A 19,371-nucleotide genomic window follows, 5' to 3' on the forward strand; every position below is an offset into this window, starting at 1 on the left:
AAATAAAATTGCAAAATATTGCAGATAAAATTTACATTTGTTGCATAAAATTGCAACTAAAAAGCACTGTTTATTATGAGAAAGTCGATAGCCATTGACATGGATAATGTCATCGTTGATATTGAAACAAACTGGATCAATTGGTATGAAAAGGAATTTGGTGTGAAAATCGAAAGGGAGGAATTGCTTGGAAAGCCCGAAGACGAAGCTTTCCCGGACCCTGCTGCTGCGCTAAGCCTGATCTATAAAACCGGCTTTTTTCGACATGCACCGATTATCGAGGGAGCACAGGAAGCGCTTCTAAAATTGCAGGAACATTACGACATTTTCATCGTATCAGCCGCCATGGAATTCCCGAATTCCCTCCCCGAAAAATATGATTGGCTCAACGAACACTTCCCTTTCATCTCCTGGAAAAACATTGTTTTCTGCGGCGACAAAAGAATCATTGACACCGATTATCTCATCGACGACCATCTGAAAAACCTTGATTTTTGCAAAGGCACCCCAATCCTCTTCACCGCAAGCCATAATGTAAACGTCACCAAACACAAGCGTGTCAACAACTGGAACGAAGCGTTGGCGTTGCTGGGATTACATTGATACAAAACAAACTCACTTGATAATATCTATAATGCTTTGGGTGAGCCTATTGATAAGGACGGAATTTATCATTCCGGCTTTGCGCACAATGATGTTTTTGTCAGCGGTGAAAATGCGGGCTGGCCTGATGTAGCTGTCAATCGGCAGCGAGCCGTTTGTAAAATCCTTCAAATTCAGTGGGATAGCATGATTATCTCTTGAATGTTGGGATGTTATCTGGCATAGTATAATGTCGTCACCGTCCAAATCAGCAATCACAACTGCTGGTCTCCGCTTGGAGCCAGACAGGTCTGAGAAAGGAAATGGGATAACTACAACCTCTCCTTTCAAATATTTTTCCATGCCTCATCTTCATCAGAAGTAAGCCAGTCCTTTGCCAACACATTTTGGCTGGCATAATGTGTTAACGGCTTATCCTGAGCCAGAGAACCGTCGATCGCTTCATTAATGGTAAATGCAATCACTTCCACCTGCTTGCCAACGAAAGATTTAGGCAGCTGAATTGAAACGTCTTGATTATCCGGAACTAACAATGTTCTGACCATAGCATGTATATTTAAAACGCATTAAATATAGAAAATTATTAGATCAAGCCGCCTGCTTCGCTCGTTCTTTCAATTGCAACAATTCATCCCGTAACCTTGCAGCTTCCAAAAAGTCGAGATCCTTGGCGGCTGTTTCCATTTTGCGCTGGGTTTCGGAAATTAGCTTTTGCAGGTCGTTTTTGCCCATGTACTGAACAATCGGATCGGCAGCGACGCGGACTTCGGTTGGCTCCACATAAACTTTGCGGACTTTCGAATCGGCCACGGATGTTTGTTCCATGATCGCTTCTTTCGATTTGAGAATGGTTTTTGGCGTGATCCCATTTTCAGCATTGTATTCCAGCTGAATGCTCCTTCTCCTATTGGTTTCATCAATAGCGAGTTGCATGGATCCGGTCATGACATCCGCATACATGATTACTTTTCCACGGTCATTACGCGCGGCGCGGCCGATAGTCTGGATCATGGAGCGTGTATCCCGAAGAAATCCTTCCTTATCCGCATCCATAATCGCCACGAGTGAGACTTCCGGTAAATCCAATCCTTCGCGCAGCAGGTTAACGCCTACCAGTACATCAAAAATACCTAACCTTAATTCCCGCAGAATCTCCACACGGTCCAGCGTCTTCACTTCCGAGTGGATATAGCGACACTTTACTCCTACCCTTTCCAGATATTTGCTCAGCTCTTCTGCCATTCTTTTTGTCAGGGTCGTGATCAGCACGCGGTCGCCCATATTAATGCGCTTATGGACTTCTTCCAGCAGATCGTCAATCTGGTTCAGGCTTGGCCTTACTTCAATTTCAGGGTCCAGCAAGCCGGTTGGGCGGATAATTTGCTCTACCACAACACCTTCTGACTTACGCAGCTCGTAATCCGCAGGCGTTGCGCTTACGAAGATGGTTTGCGGTGTCATATCTTCGAATTCCTGGAATGTCAACGGCCTGTTGTCCATAGCAGATGGCAGCCGGAAACCATATTCCACGAGCTGCTCCTTACGCGAACGGTCACCTCCCCACATGGCGCGGATCTGCGGCATGGTAACGTGACTTTCGTCCACCACCATTAAGAAATCATCCGGGAAGTAATCGAGCAAACAGAATGGCCGTTGACCTGGTAAGCGGCGGTCAAAATAGCGGGAATAGTTCTCAATCCCAGAGCAGTAACCCAACTCCCGCATCATTTCCATATCAAATTCGGTGCGCTCCTTAACGCGCTCGGCTTCTGCCAATCTTCCTTCTTTGGTAAAGAAGTTAATTTGCTGAACAAGATCGTCCTGAATTTCCTTGATCGATTGCACCAGAACATCTCTTCCCGTCACAAAAAGGTTGGCGGGGAAGATTGCAATGGCACGTTCCGAAGATATTTTCTTACCTGTCTCAGGCTCGATACGCTGAATTTCTTCTATTTCGTCACCAAAGAAAATGATCCTGTAAGCAAAATCCGCATAACCCGGGAAAACGTCGACCGTGTCGCCTTTCACGCGGAATGTGCCGCGGTTGAATTCAAGCTCTGTACGGCTGTAAAGGATTTCAACCAAACGGAACAGGAACTGGTTGCGACTCACAATGTCGCCTAGTTTGGCGCTGACAATGCTTTTCTTGTATTCATTGGGATTACCTGCACCGTAAATGCAGGATACGGAAGCCACAACGATGACATCCCGACGGCCGCTCATAAGCGATGATACAGTATGAAGCCGCAACTTTTCAATCTCCTGATTGATTTGCAGGTCTTTTTCAATGTAAGTATTGGTGCTGGAAATGAACGCTTCCGGCTGGTAATAGTCGTAGTAGCTGATAAAATACTCCACTGCATTATTCGGGAAGAATTGTTTGAATTCCCCGTAAAGCTGTGCAGCAAGTGTTTTGTTATGACTTAAAACGAGAGTAGGCTTATTGACCTGCTTCACCACGTTGGCTATGGTAAATGTCTTACCTGAACCCGTTACACCCAAAAGCGTCTGGGCAGGTTCGCCGGCCTGAATGCCTTGCACGAGTTGTTCAATAGCCGCCGGCTGGTCACCCGTTGGCTGATATTCTGAGGTTATTTCAAAGTCCATAGCGTATTGTAAGCATTCCAGAGATAACGCATTTCAAAGATAGATTAGTTTCTTTGAAATGCGTCCCGGATACTTCTACGCGTGTTCTGTCAGCACTTCCTGTGCATTTTCGACCGCTTTTTTCTCTTTCCAATGCTGCCAGCCCAGGCCAAGCAACTTGGTCATGCTTTTATCGACGAATGTATGTCTTACAAGGTTCATACCGCCGCGTACTGCCGTGAAAATAGAGTTATTAGCCCTGAGTGCTAAGCTGAAACCGCCATCCACATAGCGGATGTAATGCCACCAAAGTGAAGGGATAAAGATCGTTTCACCATGCAGCAATGTTGTTTCATGGCCCACAGCGCCCTTTAATGCAGGGAATCTTTCATAATCCGGGTTGATCGGGTCCACTTTGCTCATTACTGTAAATGGGTGGTGATACAACCTTCTGCTTTCTTCCGGCGAGAACAAAATGACTTGCTTGCGCGTCTGGAACTGCGTTAAAAACACATTGGAGCAGTCCATATCATAATGCAGGCTGGTAATAGAGCCCTCTCCACCGAAAAATACAAATTTGTATGACTTCAAAAACCCGTCCATAATGGTCGGAAAACGGATGTCATTGGCCAGTTCGGGCGCTTTCTTAAAGATATCAAAAAGGAAAATCCGGAGATCAGTTGGGCCGGCTTCAATAAGTTTCAGGTAATCGCCGAATTTCATTGTCTTCGCGATCTGAAAATATTTGTCTGCGTCGTGCATGTGGTTGTCAACCAGGGGGACGTCTATATTTCCGTGCGTTTCACGAAGCCACTCAAACGTCCACTTTTGCACTGCCGGCCAATCTTTTGCCAGATCTGTGAACACGACCGGGCGACTTGGTTTCAAATAATTTTCAATGAATTCTTCGCGGGTAAGTCCGCTGCGTTTCTCTATGGGCACTAATTTCATGACAGAAACTGAGTAAATGGTAAGCGACTATTGAAAAAACTAATGACAGAATTATTTTCTAACAACCTTTGAAAGTGAATAATTCTAAATTTATTCGAATCTTAGTTAGATCAAATGTATTAAAGAGATTTCAAAAATATAAATTTCTGAATTATTCCTTGAATGTGTGATCCGCTGTAAACCATTAGTAGAATGTTCATTTAACCCGTTGTAATGAAATATTTTACCATTCCGCCCTCTCCTGCGCTAGCAAAATATGTGCGGTTTTTTTGGGTCCTCGAACATGAGATCGGATCAGGACAGCCTTACATTCACCGGACTATGGCCGATGGGTGCGCGGAAATGATATTTCATTATAAAGGGCGTTTTGATGAATTTGTGACTGCTGACAAAACGGAGCCTTCTTTTTATTCAGGAATTCACGGGCAGTCGCAGACATTTCGGCGATTTGTGATTCATGAAGATTTCGGAATTTTCGGGGTTTACCTTTATCCTTTTGCCATTCCGGTTTTGTTTGGAATGCCTTCTACTGAACTGACTGGGCAAATGCCTGATTTACATACATTTTTAGGTCAAAAAGCAAATGGCCTGGAAGAGCGTATGATGCTGGCAGCTGATCATAACGAGCCGGTCGCGATTATATCGACCTTTCTGGAATCGCTTCTTTCCAAAACAAAAAAATACGAGCCGGCCGTCTTTTCAGTCATAAACCAGATTATCAGACATAACGGACTGACCAATGTGCAGGACCTTGCAGCCCAAAGCTTCCTTTCGACCCGCCAGTTTGAAAGGAAATTCAAGGAATTCTCAGGTTTCAGTCCCAAATTATATTTACGGATTGCCCGCTTCCATGCTGCATTAGATGCCTATGGGGACAAAGATAAGTCGCTGACGGAGATTGCTTATGAATGCGGCTATTACGATCAGTCGCATTTTATTCATGACTTTAAAACATTCTCTGGCCAGCATCCACGCTTTTATTTTTCCGGCAGGTCCGAAGGGCAAGCCTACCGGGATGTATAATGTCGTGTTTTTCCAATTTTTAGCGATGGCGCTGCGGCTACATTTGCGTAAACAAAAAAACAAATACTATGAGCACTGTGAAAATTCCAAATGGCCACCAGGCAATTATGCCTTATTTAATGTTAGATGGCGCGTCGAAATTCCTAGATTTTACGACCAAAGTCTTCAACGGCGTTGTCACGCAAACGCATTTTCAGGAAGACGAACCTAACCTGATCAAGCACAGCGAAGTAAGCATTAACGAGAGCACGATCATGTTTTGCGATAGCCGGGCGGAGTGGCCCGCGAAGCCTGCGAGTATGTTTATATATGTTGAAAATGCCGACGACACTTATCAAAAAGCATTGGCAGAAGGCGGCAACTCCATTATGGAGCCTGCAGACCAGGATTATGGGCGCAGTTGCGGTGTTGAAGACCCTTGCGGTAATGTTTGGTGGATCACTTCTGTTCTTTAAAAATGATTAATTACAACAACAAGATCTTTGTCCCGCTTTCAAATTCTGAAAATGGTGAGGTTGACCTTTCGATGCAATTTGTTTATCATCAAAATGGCAACATTGTAACTTCCACGTATTCCGGCGGCCGCATTCAGCTGGGGCATCTGATTGCGCTGGTGGACGAAAATGGGAATCTGGATATGCGTTACCACCAGGTGAATGACAAGGGCGAGATCACGACAGGCATTTGTAGATCGACACCTGAGCAACTCCCGAACGGAAAAATCCGTATGCATGAGCAATGGCAATGGACTTCCGGGGATCAGTCCCGGGGTGAGTCGCTGCTGGAAGAAATATAGATTTTATCACGTCACCCTGTTTATATGCGTAACCGCTTTCAAGTTATCGGCTTTTTTCTTGCATTTTTAGGATCAAACATTGCTTTTGGGCAAACCTCAAAAATCGTTTCCGGTTCTATTGATTTTAAAGTAAAATATATCTTAGGAACCTGTGAAGGGACTTTTGCAGCTCCGAAAGGGGAAGCTATTTTCAATGAAAAATCGCCGGAGAATGCTTCTTTCGATATTAAGATTGCTGCCAGCACTTTTGAAACCGGGAACGATTCACGGGATAAGGATATGAAAAGCGACAAATATTTTGCTGTTGAAAAATACCCGAACATTCACTTCAAATCGTCAAAAGTGGAGAAAAAGAATGGCCAATATGAGGCAACAGGCAAACTTACCATACGCGACGTAACCAAGAGCGTAACGCTTCCTTTTGAGGCAAAAAAGAATGCGGATGGCACTTACGCCCTTGCCAGCAAATTTGAAATTAACCGGCTGGACTACAAGGTCGGAACAAAAGATTGGAAGCTCAAAGATGTCGTTACCGTTGATTTGAAGGCCATTATCAAGTAAAAGTCAAGCCGACTTACCTATTTTTCAACACTAACAACCATAAGGAACCTGATAACATGAAATCTGAAATAATTGTCATCAAAGATCTGGACGCAAATGCCAAGCCATACGCCTATTTCAGCCTGGCAACTGGCAAAGCCGTTTCCGCAGGTGAAGCGCAAACCGCAAACTGGGACATTGCATTCAGCAAAACGACTATTGCCGTAAACAGCGGCAGCAGCGGGCCGGGCCAGGCAGGTGCATTGGTGGTGGAACAGCCATTCGAAGCAATAACGGAAGCGCCGACAGACGGATATAAGTCGGATCACGACGATACGTTCGCGTTTCCTGGCGGAAGCGGAAATTCCTGGTACAAATATGATATGAGCGTGCACGCGATCAGGACCATTCCGGGAAGAACGCTTCTGGTAAAAACTGCTGACGGCAAATATGCGAAGGTGCAGATCATTAGTTATTACAAAGGTGCGCCGGAAGAATTGCCAACGGAAGAATCCAGTTATTTCACTTTCCGCTACGCATTAGCAGATGAAAACGGGAAGTTTTAATTGATCATTCATACATGAAAAGCCTGGAAAGCTTTAAAAACTTTCCAGGCTTTTCATTTTGCTGCATATTTCCAAAGCCGGACCTTCCCTTCTTCCAGCCACTCAACGGACGTGGCTATTCGTCTTTCGCGCGTCGCCTCTGTTTTTGCCTCCGTCACCCACATGACGTATTCCTTTTTTTGGGAATAGCTGAAATTGTCAAATGTCTGCCTTGCTCTGGGTGTCATTGCTTCCAGAAAATAAGAAGGAACATCCAGCTCCTTATTCACAGCAGGTTTCGTTTCCCTGACTATTTTCACTCCTTTGTCGATCAACTGCATGGATTGGATTACAAAATCAGCCAGAACAGATTCGTCGGGCAGATCTTCGATTTTCTGGATCCTTCCCAGATGTCCCATGGAAGCCTTCTCTCCCAAAGCCAGAATACGCTGCGGATCCGAGAGTTGCGAACCATGCCAGAAGCCGAGCGAACAATGCTGCTTGAATGATGCCATATTGCAAAGAATGCTGCCCTTGTACTCGAAATGCGGAAAACTCCATTTCATTGTTTCAGTAGCATCCGGACAATAAGCGTGAACAAGGTCCCGAAAGTAAGTCAGTACAGGAATAGCGAAATTGGCCGACTTCAAGATATACGTGTCAATTCTGGGGTCCGTTTTTGATGTTTGCATGTTATTTTCCGATTAAAGCAAGGATCTGGTAAAACACTTTCCTAAGAGGGGCATTGATTTGAGGTGAGTAAACAAATTTATACTTGACTTCATCCGGATCTTCAATCCGCTCCATGTTCACCATGCCGGCTTTTTCAAGCACCCGGATCGATGCCGCATTACTTACGTTAACATAAGCGATAACCTGCCTGGCGTTCAGTTCGCGTTTTGCGAAGCGGATTAAGCCCGTTGCGATCTCTGTTGCAATCCCTTTTCCCCAATATTCTTCCATGATCCGGTAACCGATTTCCACATCACTTCCATCCATATCGAGTTTGGCAACGCCTATCAAATCGCCGGCAACGCCCTCGATCAAATATCGCCCCAAAAATGTGTCAGTTCCATATTCCGCCAGAAAAGTAGCCAGCATTTTGTCCGACTCCTGACGGTCCAGCGCGTGCCCGGTCACATATTTCATCACATTGTCATTATTACTCAGCCTGAAATATTTGTCCCCATCCGCCGCGCTCATCTTGGTCAGCACAAAGTGTTCCGTCTTTATCGATTTAACCTGCATCGAGCATATGTGTTACTCTTAAATATACGCTGTTTCTCAAATAAGTCACATTATAGCCTAAGTGAATTTTAAACAGGTAGGATTAAAACACGTCAATTTGAATGAGATTCTTGATTTTATTCCTAATTAACAGTCATTAACAACCCTTAAAATTTGTTGTATACATTTGAATTATTATATTTGAACAATTGCATGTTTTTATTGAGATTCCTTTCTAATATTCCCAATCATTCTTGAATTCATTATAAAAGTATGGATTTTTTAATGTACTGATCAGATCAGCATCATGACAAAAAGAACTTTTGTATTGTTTTTCTGCCTTGTTCACTTCCTGGCTTTATCGCTGTCAGCAAAGCAGCCGGGACAGTTATGCAAGCTTGATTACGGAACGGGGTTCTCCCCTTTTTCAATTGAGACAAGCGTTGAGTCGAAGGATGTGGTTATTGTGGATGATACAATTGATCCCAATCGCACCATTGTAAAAGCAGACGGCTGTAAATGGCGTGAGAATTTATCCAAGCTGCTTCGCCACCGCCACTCTACTTACCGGTTCGTATCCTTCGAAACCGTTGTTTTTTCAAATTATTACTTCCTGCGCACGCCCAAATTAATCCGTGAGAAACTGCTTACGGTTAATGTCAGCCAACAAAATATTGCGCTTCCCGGCTATTACGGCTTCCTGCACCGACTTTGTCCATTCTGAGTTTTTAAATTTAAATGCCCCGTTATGCTCACTGACGGACAGATTGCTGTGCTTTAAAAAGCGCCGTTCATCTGCCCCGGATCAGTACATATGTTTTGCTGGCTAAATCAGTCAACATTGCGGCTATTCCTATTTCCGAAAAACTCATTATTACATTAACAATCAACTTATTATGAAGAATTTCAAATGGCTTTTACTTGCCATTCCAAGTCTGTTTGCATACGGCTGCACAAGTGAAGGCGCAAGCGAATCCAAAAAAGAAACCACCATTCCTACCATTCCGGTGACGGAATTAGTCCCTCAAAAAACCGAAGTGCACCGCGAATATGTGGGCGACATTCATGCAGTCCGCAATGTTGAAATATATGCCCGCGTAAAAGGTTACCTGGAAGAAGTTTACGTGGATGAAGGTAAAGAAGTAAGAAAAGGACAAACATTGTTCCGGATCAACAACGAAGAATATGAGGCGCAGCTGGCGTCGGCGAAAGCCAATTTGCAAAGTGCCATTGCAGAAGCGAAGGGAGCCGAACTTGAACTGAAAAGAGTAAAGCTGCTGGTGGAGAAAAATGTGATTTCTAAAACGGAAGTCGAGGTTGCGGAAGCGAAACTGGCTGCTGTAAATGCGCAGATCGAAGAAGCGCGTTCGCAAAAATCGAAGGCGTCCATCCATCTGGCCCAAACCGAAATTAAAGCACCTTTTGACGGCATTATAGACCGGATCCCGCATAAAATGGGAAGCCTTATTGACGAAGGAACATTGCTTACAACGCTTTCAGACACAAAAAGTGTTTTTGCTTATTTCAATGTTTCCGAAAATGAATATCTGGAATACGTGAAAGCGCGCGGCCAGGGCCAAAGTGCGACAGTCGTAGAGCTTGAACTTGCCGATGGTTCTTATTTCAAACAAAAAGGAACTGTGGAAACAATGGAAGGCGCATTTGACGAAGGAACCGGCTCCATTGCATTCAGAGCGCGTTTTCAGAATCCCGAGAAACTATTGAAACACGGCTCCACAGGAACTATCAGACTTACTAACACCGTCGAAAATGCCATTCTGGTCCCGCAAAAGGCTGCTTTTGAAATACAGGATAAGAATTTTGTATATGTGCTTGGGAAAGACAACAAGATCAAGACCCGCAGCTTCGTACCAAAATCGAGATTAGCAGGATACTACGTTGTAAAATCAGGTTTAAAATCAGGAGAAACCATTGTGTACGAAGGACTTCAGGGATTGAAGGACGGCGCAACTATTACGCCTAAAAATATCCCGCTGGACAGTCTGAATGTAAAAGCCACCAAAATAGAACTGACCGCACGGTAAGATCCTTTCACCTGAATTTTAAATCATGTTTCAAAAATTTATAGAGAGGCCAGTGCTATCACTGGTCATCTCAATCTTCATAACCTTACTTGGGCTTTTCGCCCTCTCAGACCTACCAGTTTCGCAGTTTCCGGACATTGTGCCGCCTTCTGTTGTCGTAACGGCAACCTATACAGGAGCTAATTCCGAGGTTGGCGTGGACGCCGTTGCCGTTCCCCTCGAACGCGCCATTAATGGTGTTCCCGGAATGACTTACATGACCAGCGTATCGGGTAATGATGGCGTAACGACCATTACAATTTCCTTCAACGTAGGAATTGACCCCGACCTGGCGGCTGTGAACGTGCAGAACCGCGTTCAAACTGTCATTGATGAACTCCCGGAAGAAGTAATCAAAGCCGGTGTAACCACCGAAAAAGAGGTAAACAGTATGCTTATGTATCTGGACATCATGAGTTCGGATACGTCTGTTGCTGAGGACTTTGTATACAATTTTGCCGACATTAACCTGCTTAAGGAGCTCAAAAGAATTGACGGCGTAGGCCGCGCCGTGATCATGGGAAGCCGTGACTATTCGATGCGTGTCTGGCTAAAACCCGACCGGATGAATGGTTACAACATTTCCGCAGATGACGTGGTAAAAGCGATCCGCGAACAGAACGTCGTGGCTGCGCCGGGTAAAACCGGGGTTAGCTCAGGACGCGAAGTGCAAGCCCTGCAATACGTGCTGAAATACACGGGAAAATTGTTTGAGCCGGCTCAATATGAAAATATCGTCCTGCGCTCAAACCCCGACGGCTCCATGTTGAAATTAAAGGATGTGGCTGATATTGAGTTTGGTACGCTGGAATATGATATGGCTTCCAAATCCAATGGCAAGCCATCGGCATCGATCATGCTGAAACAGCGCCCCGGCTCCAATGCGCAGGAGGTAATTGCCAATGTGAAAAAGAAAGTGGCCGAATTGAAGGAGACTACATTCCCTCCCGGCATGGATTACATGGTTTCGTATGACGTTTCCCGCTTCCTGGATGCGTCCATACACGAGGTTGTACGCACATTGATTGAAGCATTTATATTGGTAATCATTATTGTTTACCTGTTTTTGCAAGATTTCCGTTCGACGCTTATCCCTGCCCTGGCCGTTCCCGTTGCCTTGATCGGAACATTCGCTTTCATGCAGTTATTCGGTTTCTCAATCAACCTTTTAACATTGTTTGCATTGGTTCTGGCCATCGGGATTGTGGTGGATAATGCCATTGTCGTCGTCGAGGCCGTTCACGCAAAGATGGCCGAAAAACTTTTGGATGCGCGCGAAGCGACCATTGAGTCGATGAAGGAAATGAGCGGCGCTATCATCGCGATTACGCTGGTCATGTCTGCGGTTTTCGTTCCTGTGGCCTTTATGTCTGGTCCAGTCGGGATTTTCTATCGCCAGTTCTCCATCACGCTTGCTATTTCAATCGTTATTTCCGGGATTAATGCATTGACATTAACACCAGCGCTCTGTGCTTTAATGTTGAAAAACACCCACGGTCAGCCATCGAAAAATACGCTTCTGGATAGATTTTTTGCAGGTTTCAACAAAGGTTATGATGGCATTTCGGCAAAATACAGAAAGTTGCTAGGCTTGATCATTAACCGGAGGGTAATCACAATCGGACTTCTCATTGCATTCTGCGTAGCGACTTATGGAGTCAACACGGTTCTGCCTACGGGTTTCATTCCCACAGAAGATCAGGGTGTTATTAATGTAAATGTGACAACTCCCGTAGCAGCCACCGTGGAAAGAACCGAGGCTGTTTTGGATGAAATTCAAAAAGTGGCAAAAGGACTGGAAGCAGTAGAATCCGTTTCGTCGCTGTCGGGTTACAGCTTGATCACGGAATCCGCGGGATCTTCCTATGGTATGGCTATGATCAACCTGAAACCCTGGGATGAACGGACGGCTTCCGTGCAGGACATCATTTCTGAAATGGAAGCCAAAACCAAGCACATTACGGATGCTGAAATTCAGTTTTTCCCACCTCCTACTGTTCCGGGATTTGGTAACTCGAGTGGCTTTGAGCTCCGTGTGCAAGACCGCACGGGAAGCGACGATTTGCAAAAAACTGCTGAGATCACCAACAAATTTGTAAAAGACCTGATGGATTCGCCGGAAATCGCCAGCGCATTCAGCAGCTTCGATGCAAGTTTCCCGCAATATATGATTCACGTCGATGCCGATATCGCTGCAAAAAAAGGCGTTTCGGTGGACGTAGCAATGAGCACATTACAGACATTGGTAGGGAGTTTTTATGCTTCCAATTTCATTCGTTTTGGCCAGATGTATAAGGTAATGGTCCAGGCTGATCCGGATTTCCGGAAAAATCCTGAGGACATTTTAAAACTATATGTAAAAAACAACCGCGGTGAAATGGTCCCGTTCTCCACATTCATCCGTCTGGAACGGGTTTACGGACCTGAATTGCTGACGCGGTATAACATGTACACCTCGGCGATGATCAATGGGGATGCAGCGCCGGGTTACAGTAGCGGCGATGCTATCAAGGCCGTAGAACGTGTTGCTGCCACCAGCCTGCCGCGTGGTTTCACCTATGAATGGTCCGGAATGACGCGGGAGGAAATCCTGTCGGGCGATCAGGCCATTTACATTTTTGGCGTCTGTCTGATCTTCGTTTATCTGCTCCTAGCCGCTCAATATGAGAGTTTCCTGCTTCCATTACCTGTTATACTTTCCTTACCGACCGGTATTTTCGGCGCATTCGTCGCATTGAAATTAATGGGGCTCGAAAATAACATTTACGCGCAAGTTTCGCTCGTCATGCTCATAGGCTTATTAGGTAAAAATGCCATTCTGATTGTAGAATACGCGATTATCAGGCAAAAAGAAGGACGATCCGTCATTGAGGCAGCACTGGAAGGCGCCACAGAACGGCTTCGCCCCATCCTGATGACCTCGCTGGCATTTATAGCCGGACTTATCCCGTTGGTGATGGCCTCAGGTGCAGGTGCGATCGGAAACCGGTCTATCGGGACCGCGGCTGCTGGCGGGATGCTGATCGGAACCATTTTCGGGGTGATTATTATTCCGGGATTATACGTGCTATTCGCCAGCATGGTAAGGCCCAAAACATCTAAAATTGTAAACCAGAAAGAAGAGCTCATTCTCGAATGACACTTTCGGCAGCCGGGCGTCCGTCCGGCTGCTTCCTCTAAGATCCTGCATTCATGAAAACATATAAAAATTTATATAGCATACTGCTGATGAGCACATTAGTAACCCTGGCAGGTTGCAAGCTCACCCAGCCCATTGCGCAGAAGTCGCGCATCAGCACGCCACAAACATTCGCCGGCCAAACCGATTCAACAGGAATTGCGGCTATGGAGTGGAAAACGTTTTTCAAAGACGCCTATTTAACGGCATTGATCGATACAGCGCTTCAGAACAACCTGGACCTGAAAATCGCGGCGCAAAGAATAGAAATGGTGCGATCCAACATTCTGGCTGCACAGGGAGCATTGCTTCCATCCGTTTCGGCCGAAGTGACTGGTGGCGGCCGGAAATTCGGGGATTACACCATGGATGGCGTAGGAAATTATGACACCAATTTTTCCGAAAACATCGACGCAGACCGTCGGCTACCTGCCCCTTTCATGCCGGATTATTTTGTTGGATTAAGAAGTGCCTGGGAAATTGATATTTGGGGGAAATTAAAAACGCAGAAAAAAGCAGCATATAACCGTCTTCTGGCCACCGAAAAAGCTCGTCACGCCATCATTACCGGCCTGATCGCTGAAATTGCAAGTGCTTACTACGAGCTTATCGCGCTGGATACAGAAATGGCAATCATTCAAAAGAACATTGCCTTGCAGCAATCTGCCGTGGAGACCATTAAAATCCAGAAAGAAGGCGGCCGTGCAAATGAATTGGGCGTACAGCAATTCAGCGCACAATTGTTTAATACACAAAGCCTTGAAGTTGAAAAACAACAGGAAATTATCGAAGCTGAAAACAAACTTAATCTGCTACTGGGCCGCTTTCCCCAGCCTATTACGCGTAGCGCCCGGCTGGAACAGACATTGCCTCAGACTGCCGCAACCGGAATTCCTGCCAACATGCTGAGAAGAAGACCGGATATCCAGCAAGCGCAATTTGACCTGTTAGCCAATTATTCGGAACAGCAAGCCGCGCAGCTTGCATTTTTGCCATCGCTGAACATTACTGCTTTTCTGGGCTTTAATTCATTTAAAAGCAATTTACTCTTCAATCCGGGTTCCATGGCTTATAATGCAATCGGTGGTTTGGCCGGGCCGCTTATCAACAGAAAAGCGCTGAAAGCAGGACAAAAAAGAGCCGAAGCCGCAAGCCTTGAAGCATTGTTTACTTACAACAAGGCGGTCTTAACCGGTTTCCAGGAAGTAAGCACAAGCCTGAAAAAACTTGAAAACAACCGAAAAATAAACGAATTCAAAACCCAGGAAGTGGATGTGCTGCAACAAGCCGTTGTCACGTCAAAAGACCTTTTCCTGACAGGCTATGCTTCCTACCTGGAAGTGATCACCGCGCAAAGAACCGTTCTGGAAGCTGAATTGTCATTAACCGACGTTCAAAAGAATCAGTATCTAGCATTGATTGAATTGTATCGCTCGCTGGGGGGTGGTTGGGAGTAAAAAGTTCACAAGCAAATCCTTCCTTTTTTTGTCAAAACGGGTTATCTATATCGGGGTGGCCCGTTTTGTTTTTCATTCTCCACCTACCGTTAGGAAAAGCCTGATATGGGATCAGATTTTGAATCCGTAGCTAAAAAACGGCATAACGCCATATAAAGAAATGGCTGATATACGTGATAGCTCATAAGGCTGGCTGAATGTATCGGGCTCAACTTGCACAGAAAAAAGGTTACGCTGATCATACACATTGAAAATGCCCACAACAAATTGCCTTTCCCATTTTTTTCGCTTCCTGGTGAACATAGCCTGCACGTCGAGCCGGTGATAGGCGGGTAACCTGTATCCGTTTCGGCTGGTGTAATAATTAAAAGACGCTCCCAGGTATTCATATGCACCCACAGGAAATGACGCCGCCCCACCCGAGTTAAATTGAAAATCCATTGACAGCGCCGTTCTTTTTGTCGCATGGAAAGTCGTAACGAACGAAATGCTGTGCCGGCGGTCATATCGGGTTGGATAAGCAAGATCATTGTTAACACCCGGAATGGTCCGATCTGTCTTCGATAATGTGTAGGTGATCCATCCGGTTAATCTGCCTGTTTTCTTTTCCAGCATTGTTTCAAGTCCCCAAGCATTTCCTTTTCCAGAGCGAACCTGGGAATCAGAATATTGATTTACAAACAGTTGTGCATTGTCGACAAGATCAATAACTCCTTTCATCCACTTCTGATAAGCTTCAACCGAAATCGTAACATTTTTAATAATCCGCTTGTAGCCGAGAGAGATCAGGGTTGCAGATTGCGGCGCGACATTGCGGTTGGAAGGAAGCCATACATCCGTGGGCAAACCAACCGCTGAGGAATTAAGCAAATGGGAATATTGCATTGAACGATTCGCTGCGATTGAAAGCACGGAAATGCTGTCTGGCATGTAATTTAAAGACCATCTCGGCTCAATTCCCGCTCTCAAATTCATGAGTCCTCCCGCTTTGTAACGCGTTGAATCCTGCACAGGGTCGCGCTTTTGCGAATATTCATATGTCATACCAGGCCCTACCATCGAATAAATGGATACACGGAGCCCTGCATACATAGAAAAGCCCTTGGACAACTGTTTTGTATAACCAGCAAAAACGACGTTTTGCAAAGTATTTTGTGCCCTTAATGTAAAAGGAATCGTTATCGAACTATCAGATTTTGGCTTGATTGCTCCTGGACTATAATGCGTATACGTTAGCATTGCACCCGCTTTGAGTGATGCAGTGGGATCGATGAAATAGTCCCACTCGTTTTTTAGTCCAACTTCCTGCAAACCGGCTTTCCACTCAAAATCACGCCGATCCATCAGTAGGCTGTAATTATAGCCATAGTTGCTGAAATAAGCCGTGGTGTTGAAAAACAGGTTGCTACGCTGAACGCGGTTCCATCTGAACGACAACGTATTGTTTTGCCATTTCATGAAAGTGCCTTGTTGAAAAAGGTAATACTTAAACCAATCCTTTCCTGCATAAGCGGAGATGAAAAACTGATCCTTGCTATCCGTTGATTTCCAGTTGATCTTCGCATTAAGGTCATAAAAGCGAATGTCATTTCCGCCCGTGAAATTCCGAAACGGATAAACATTCATTTGCTGGGCCAACTTTCCGATCAGATTTGCCGTGCTGCCTGCATAACTATATCTTCCGGAGACAATAAACGACGATCGTTCCTTCTTGATCGGCCCCTCCACGGTCAACCGACTTGCGATCGCACCTAACCCGCCCGAGACATTCAAGTGGTTAACATTGCCTTCTTTCATTTTCAAGTCGACCACAGAGGAAAGTCTTCCGCCAAACTGGGCTGGAACGGTTCCCTTATAAATGTCCACTGACTTGATGGCATCGCTGTTAAACGCAGAAAAAAAGCCAAGTGCATGTGAAGGATTATATACAGGCGCATCATCCAGCAGAATCAATGTTTGATCAAATGATCCTCCGCGAACAGAGAGACCCGTATTTCCCTCAACTGCCGCCTTAATGCCGGGAAGATATTGCAACGCCTGAAATATATCCGCTTCACCTGCCATTGTGCCCATGCTTTTAACCTGACTCATCTGAATGCTGGACTTGCCCGGAATAGTGTTACCTAAATCCACCTGATCTCGCTCCTTAACCTGCACTTCTTTCAGCTGTTGATTGGCAGGTGTCAGCTGAATGTCCAGTTTCAAATTCCGCTGCAAATCAACGCGAACTGATTTTTTCAGATAACCCAGATAGGAAATTTCTATCAGACAAATCCCCTTTTTAAGGCTCAGAGAATAATAACCGTATGCATTACTCTGTATTCCCGCATCCATTCCGGCAACCTTAACACTCGCATTGGGCAAGCTTTCTCCGGAAACAGCATCCGTCACTATACCGCTTAGGTTATGCCTTTGAGCGTAAGTGTTAATTGAGATGAAAAACGCCGCTATTATGAGCAATTTAGTCATGAATTCAAATGCGTTTAATCAGCGAAGCGGTGCAAAAAATGGGAATGAATCAAGACTTGCTACATGAAAAAATCCGACTACTTTATGCTTGCTTTTAATATTGGTTGGATGATTTGCTGGTGATGGCGAATACACTCCTCCATCGCTCTTAAGGGCTTCCATTAATGATTGAAAATATTCATAGCTCTCTGGGGTTATCGAATAGAGAATGGCAAGGTAGTCTCCGAAAAGGCTTGGAATGTACTTTCTCTTAGGGTCATCGGGTAAATTGATGTTAATACCATTGACATATCCAGCTAGATATTTATCGTCCAAAAGCAGTACCGCCCGGTTGGCATACCAAGTCATCACTGGACAAGGATTTCGACGGGAAAAGTACCCATCCGGGCACAACTTTCCCATGTAGTAATTTTTTTCTACTGATGGCTCTCTAAAATAAATAAAGGGCATAACCCCATCAGATTTCCCAATTTCATACTTGACAAAACCCAGGCGTAAAGAATCAATTTTAGGAGGACGGGGCATTGTCGCGGTTGCCTCGTACATTCTCCCATCAACGTCAATTTTCAGGGTGTACGTTCTGTTTGGCTCACATTTTAATCTATCTGAAAAATAATATCCATCAAAATTATTATTATCATCGTTTTCTTTCTTCAAAGTATCAGTTTCACCGCTGTCAGAACTGACTACAATCAAAGCATGATCAACTGGCAGCACTTCCTTTTCCTGAACATTGCGCGTCCAAGTCAACCTTACGAAGTTCCCAGTGTTTAGGTTATTAAATTCACTCTCGACCACCAAAACTTTCTCATTGCCCTTGATTAAGTCCAACTCGACATTCTGTACGCATGAAAGAGGGATCAGCATCAGGAGGAATGAACTAATGAATGCTAACCACAAATCATTTAAGGGACTTCTCGATAAACTGACCCATAACTTCTTCGGAAATCTCACCATAATAAATTCTGTTATTAATGATTATGGTAGGCGTAACCTTAATGCCTAACGCCCTCAACTGCTCCATACTTGCATTAATTTCATCAGCAACTTTGTCAGATTCCATACAGGTTTTACAAGCCTTGGGGTCCAGATTTAAGCTCGTCATTAAACTTTCTATTTCCTGAGATCCATTCTGACCCATTCGAAACAGCAAATCATGTGCTTCCCAAAATTTACCCTGTTTCGCGGCACACGCAGAAAATAAGATTGACTTACTAATCGACGGGGAAAGATGAACATATTCAAAGCGAACCCTATCGCTATATTTCTTGAACAACTGCTTAAAAACAGGCACTTTACTCTGACAAACCGGGCAATCAAAGTCAGAGACGATGGTGACAACGTTCAATGATTGCATGTTTCTGCGGGCGTAAGTAATGGTCCCCCGTAAGTCCAGTTTAGGCGTTTCCGGCGGTTCAAGTGAAATCTTGACTTTGTATTTAGCACTCAGTTCTTTGTTGAGCATCTGATTCAAAAATTTAACATAGCTCTTTTCCAGTATTCTTTGCCCTTCGTCAGTATGAAGTGGGATCAATTTAAATGGATTCTCTTCATCCACGACCCCATGCTGCAAAGCATTATCCGAGACATATTGATCCTTTGTCAATTTTTGCTTCATTTCCGCAATTCTCAGAGAGGTGACTGAATCAACACTAACATGCAGTGCCTTTGCCTCTTTGGAAATCATCCTGCTATTAATTAGCTCATTCAGTGCAATTCTCCGAACATCATAAATGGCGAAAAGATACTCATAGAGCGAGTTTTTAATCAGGTTATCCACTTCCTCCAAGCTTATTGCCTCACCCTCCACTACTGCTACTATCCTTTTTTCAGCCTGTTTCTCGCACGAACAGATGGCTACTAAACCAATGCAGAACATGCCAAGCATCTTCAGCAAGCTTGTCGTCTGCAT

Annotated in this window: 19 protein-coding genes; 10 read left to right on the forward strand and 9 right to left on the reverse strand. The window is 44.9% G+C overall.

Features of this window, described 5'->3' with window-relative positions:
* Positions 1–75 precede the first annotated feature (75 nt).
* Positions 76–603, forward strand: coding sequence for a 5' nucleotidase, NT5C type (locus NFI80_RS13910; RefSeq protein WP_235162681.1), 528 nt, complete (start codon positions 76–78; stop codon positions 601–603).
* Between the two features lie 12 nt (positions 604–615).
* On the opposite strand, the gene NFI80_RS13915 is transcribed toward NFI80_RS13910, so the two are convergent.
* From NFI80_RS13915 to NFI80_RS13930, 4 genes are all read right to left on the reverse strand, one after another.
* Positions 616–945, reverse strand: coding sequence for a type II toxin-antitoxin system PemK/MazF family toxin (locus NFI80_RS13915; RefSeq protein WP_235162680.1), 330 nt, complete (start codon positions 943–945; stop codon positions 616–618).
* The gene (locus NFI80_RS13920; RefSeq protein WP_235162679.1) at positions 930–1,148 is read right to left on the reverse strand and encodes a hypothetical protein; all 219 of its coding nucleotides are present in this window, start codon (positions 1,146–1,148) and stop codon (positions 930–932) included. The genes NFI80_RS13915 and NFI80_RS13920 overlap by 16 nt, the downstream gene beginning before the upstream one ends.
* A gap of 43 nt (positions 1,149–1,191) precedes the next feature.
* On the reverse strand, positions 1,192–3,210 hold the full coding sequence (gene uvrB / locus NFI80_RS13925) for an excinuclease ABC subunit UvrB (protein WP_233795396.1): 2,019 nt from the start codon (positions 3,208–3,210) through the stop codon (positions 1,192–1,194).
* A gap of 75 nt (positions 3,211–3,285) precedes the next feature.
* The gene (locus NFI80_RS13930; protein WP_233795395.1) at positions 3,286–4,140 is read right to left on the reverse strand and encodes a cupin-like domain-containing protein; all 855 of its coding nucleotides are present in this window, start codon (positions 4,138–4,140) and stop codon (positions 3,286–3,288) included.
* 213 nt (positions 4,141–4,353) lie between these two features.
* Between NFI80_RS13930 and NFI80_RS13935 the strand changes: the two genes are divergently transcribed.
* The 5 genes from NFI80_RS13935 (at position 4,354) to NFI80_RS13955 (ending at position 7,065) form a co-directional block, all read left to right on the forward strand.
* Entirely contained in the window at positions 4,354–5,163 is an 810-nt protein-coding gene (locus NFI80_RS13935; protein ID WP_235162678.1) for a helix-turn-helix domain-containing protein, read from the forward strand.
* A gap of 68 nt (positions 5,164–5,231) precedes the next feature.
* Positions 5,232–5,618 (forward strand): VOC family protein, encoded by a 387-nt coding sequence (locus NFI80_RS13940; RefSeq protein WP_233795393.1) that lies wholly within the window; start codon positions 5,232–5,234, stop codon positions 5,616–5,618.
* Between the two features lie 2 nt (positions 5,619–5,620).
* Positions 5,621–5,959 (forward strand): avidin-fold protein, encoded by a 339-nt coding sequence (locus NFI80_RS13945; RefSeq protein WP_233795392.1) that lies wholly within the window; start codon positions 5,621–5,623, stop codon positions 5,957–5,959.
* 24 nt (positions 5,960–5,983) lie between these two features.
* Positions 5,984–6,520, forward strand: a complete 537-nt coding sequence (locus tag NFI80_RS13950) for a YceI family protein (RefSeq protein ID WP_235162677.1) — start codon at positions 5,984–5,986, stop codon at positions 6,518–6,520.
* Between the two features lie 56 nt (positions 6,521–6,576).
* A complete protein-coding gene (locus NFI80_RS13955) occupies positions 6,577–7,065 on the forward strand; it encodes an HmuY family protein (RefSeq protein ID WP_235162676.1) in 489 nt (162 codons plus the stop codon).
* A 53-nt stretch (positions 7,066–7,118) separates the two neighbouring features.
* Here the strand turns inward: NFI80_RS13955 and NFI80_RS13960 are convergent, their stop codons facing one another.
* Together NFI80_RS13960 and NFI80_RS13965 are read right to left on the reverse strand one after the other, a co-directional pair.
* Positions 7,119–7,736: a YdeI/OmpD-associated family protein gene (locus NFI80_RS13960; RefSeq protein ID WP_235162675.1), complete on the reverse strand. Its 618-nt coding sequence runs from the start codon at positions 7,734–7,736 to the stop codon at positions 7,119–7,121.
* Between the two features lies 1 nt (position 7,737).
* Positions 7,738–8,292, reverse strand: a complete 555-nt coding sequence (locus NFI80_RS13965) for a GNAT family N-acetyltransferase (RefSeq protein ID WP_235162674.1) — start codon at positions 8,290–8,292, stop codon at positions 7,738–7,740.
* Between the two features lie 286 nt (positions 8,293–8,578).
* Here NFI80_RS13965 and NFI80_RS13970 point away from each other — a divergent pair, with 286 nt between their 5' ends.
* From NFI80_RS13970 to NFI80_RS13985, 4 genes are all read left to right on the forward strand, one after another.
* Positions 8,579–8,995: a hypothetical protein gene (locus NFI80_RS13970; RefSeq protein WP_026630637.1), complete on the forward strand. Its 417-nt coding sequence runs from the start codon at positions 8,579–8,581 to the stop codon at positions 8,993–8,995.
* A 172-nt stretch (positions 8,996–9,167) separates the two neighbouring features.
* Positions 9,168–10,316: an efflux RND transporter periplasmic adaptor subunit gene (locus NFI80_RS13975; protein WP_235162673.1), complete on the forward strand. Its 1,149-nt coding sequence runs from the start codon at positions 9,168–9,170 to the stop codon at positions 10,314–10,316.
* A 25-nt stretch (positions 10,317–10,341) separates the two neighbouring features.
* Entirely contained in the window at positions 10,342–13,494 is a 3,153-nt protein-coding gene (locus NFI80_RS13980; protein WP_235162672.1) for an efflux RND transporter permease subunit, read from the forward strand.
* 53 nt (positions 13,495–13,547) lie between these two features.
* Positions 13,548–14,990 carry a TolC family protein gene (locus tag NFI80_RS13985; RefSeq protein WP_235162671.1) on the forward strand — a complete coding sequence of 481 codons (1,443 nt, stop codon included), beginning with the start codon at positions 13,548–13,550 and terminating at the stop codon, positions 14,988–14,990.
* A 111-nt stretch (positions 14,991–15,101) separates the two neighbouring features.
* Here NFI80_RS13985 and NFI80_RS13990 read toward each other — a convergent pair whose 3' ends face one another.
* The 3 genes from NFI80_RS13990 to NFI80_RS14000 are packed head-to-tail and all read right to left on the reverse strand — an operon-like array spanning position 15,102 to position 19,371.
* Positions 15,102–17,459: a TonB-dependent receptor gene (locus NFI80_RS13990; RefSeq protein ID WP_235162670.1), complete on the reverse strand. Its 2,358-nt coding sequence runs from the start codon at positions 17,457–17,459 to the stop codon at positions 15,102–15,104.
* Positions 17,460–17,477: 18 nt separating this feature from the next.
* A complete protein-coding gene (locus tag NFI80_RS13995) occupies positions 17,478–18,326 on the reverse strand; it encodes a DUF4249 domain-containing protein (protein ID WP_235162669.1) in 849 nt (282 codons plus the stop codon).
* Positions 18,327–18,360: 34 nt separating this feature from the next.
* Positions 18,361–19,371, reverse strand: coding sequence for a thioredoxin domain-containing protein (locus NFI80_RS14000; RefSeq protein ID WP_235162668.1), 1,011 nt, complete (start codon positions 19,369–19,371; stop codon positions 18,361–18,363).

It is taken from the genome of Dyadobacter chenhuakuii (assembly GCF_023821985.2).
GTDB classification, from domain to species: domain Bacteria; phylum Bacteroidota; class Bacteroidia; order Cytophagales; family Spirosomataceae; genus Dyadobacter; species Dyadobacter chenhuakuii.

Bases quoted from the DNA above. Each gene is read 5' to 3' on its own strand.
- NFI80_RS13910 (WP_235162681.1), top strand. From the start codon at position 76: ATGAGAAAGTCGATAGCCATTGACATGGATAATGTCATCGTTGATATT.
- NFI80_RS13915 (WP_235162680.1), bottom strand. From the start codon at position 945: ATGGAAAAATATTTGAAAGGAGAGGTTGTAGTTATCCCATTTCCTTTC.
- NFI80_RS13920 (WP_235162679.1), bottom strand. From the start codon at position 1,148: ATGGTCAGAACATTGTTAGTTCCGGATAATCAAGACGTTTCAATTCAG.
- uvrB (WP_233795396.1), bottom strand. From the start codon at position 3,210: ATGGACTTTGAAATAACCTCAGAATATCAGCCAACGGGTGACCAGCCG.
- NFI80_RS13930 (WP_233795395.1), bottom strand. From the start codon at position 4,140: ATGAAATTAGTGCCCATAGAGAAACGCAGCGGACTTACCCGCGAAGAA.
- NFI80_RS13935 (WP_235162678.1), top strand. From the start codon at position 4,354: ATGAAATATTTTACCATTCCGCCCTCTCCTGCGCTAGCAAAATATGTG.
- NFI80_RS13940 (WP_233795393.1), top strand. From the start codon at position 5,232: ATGAGCACTGTGAAAATTCCAAATGGCCACCAGGCAATTATGCCTTAT.
- NFI80_RS13945 (WP_233795392.1), top strand. From the start codon at position 5,621: ATGATTAATTACAACAACAAGATCTTTGTCCCGCTTTCAAATTCTGAA.
- NFI80_RS13950 (WP_235162677.1), top strand. From the start codon at position 5,984: ATGCGTAACCGCTTTCAAGTTATCGGCTTTTTTCTTGCATTTTTAGGA.
- NFI80_RS13955 (WP_235162676.1), top strand. From the start codon at position 6,577: ATGAAATCTGAAATAATTGTCATCAAAGATCTGGACGCAAATGCCAAG.
- NFI80_RS13960 (WP_235162675.1), bottom strand. From the start codon at position 7,736: ATGCAAACATCAAAAACGGACCCCAGAATTGACACGTATATCTTGAAG.
- NFI80_RS13965 (WP_235162674.1), bottom strand. From the start codon at position 8,292: ATGCAGGTTAAATCGATAAAGACGGAACACTTTGTGCTGACCAAGATG.
- NFI80_RS13970 (WP_026630637.1), top strand. From the start codon at position 8,579: ATGACAAAAAGAACTTTTGTATTGTTTTTCTGCCTTGTTCACTTCCTG.
- NFI80_RS13975 (WP_235162673.1), top strand. From the start codon at position 9,168: ATGAAGAATTTCAAATGGCTTTTACTTGCCATTCCAAGTCTGTTTGCA.
- NFI80_RS13980 (WP_235162672.1), top strand. From the start codon at position 10,342: ATGTTTCAAAAATTTATAGAGAGGCCAGTGCTATCACTGGTCATCTCA.
- NFI80_RS13985 (WP_235162671.1), top strand. From the start codon at position 13,548: ATGAAAACATATAAAAATTTATATAGCATACTGCTGATGAGCACATTA.
- NFI80_RS13990 (WP_235162670.1), bottom strand. From the start codon at position 17,459: ATGACTAAATTGCTCATAATAGCGGCGTTTTTCATCTCAATTAACACT.
- NFI80_RS13995 (WP_235162669.1), bottom strand. From the start codon at position 18,326: ATGCTGATCCCTCTTTCATGCGTACAGAATGTCGAGTTGGACTTAATC.
- NFI80_RS14000 (WP_235162668.1), bottom strand. From the start codon at position 19,371: ATGCAGACGACAAGCTTGCTGAAGATGCTTGGCATGTTCTGCATTGGT.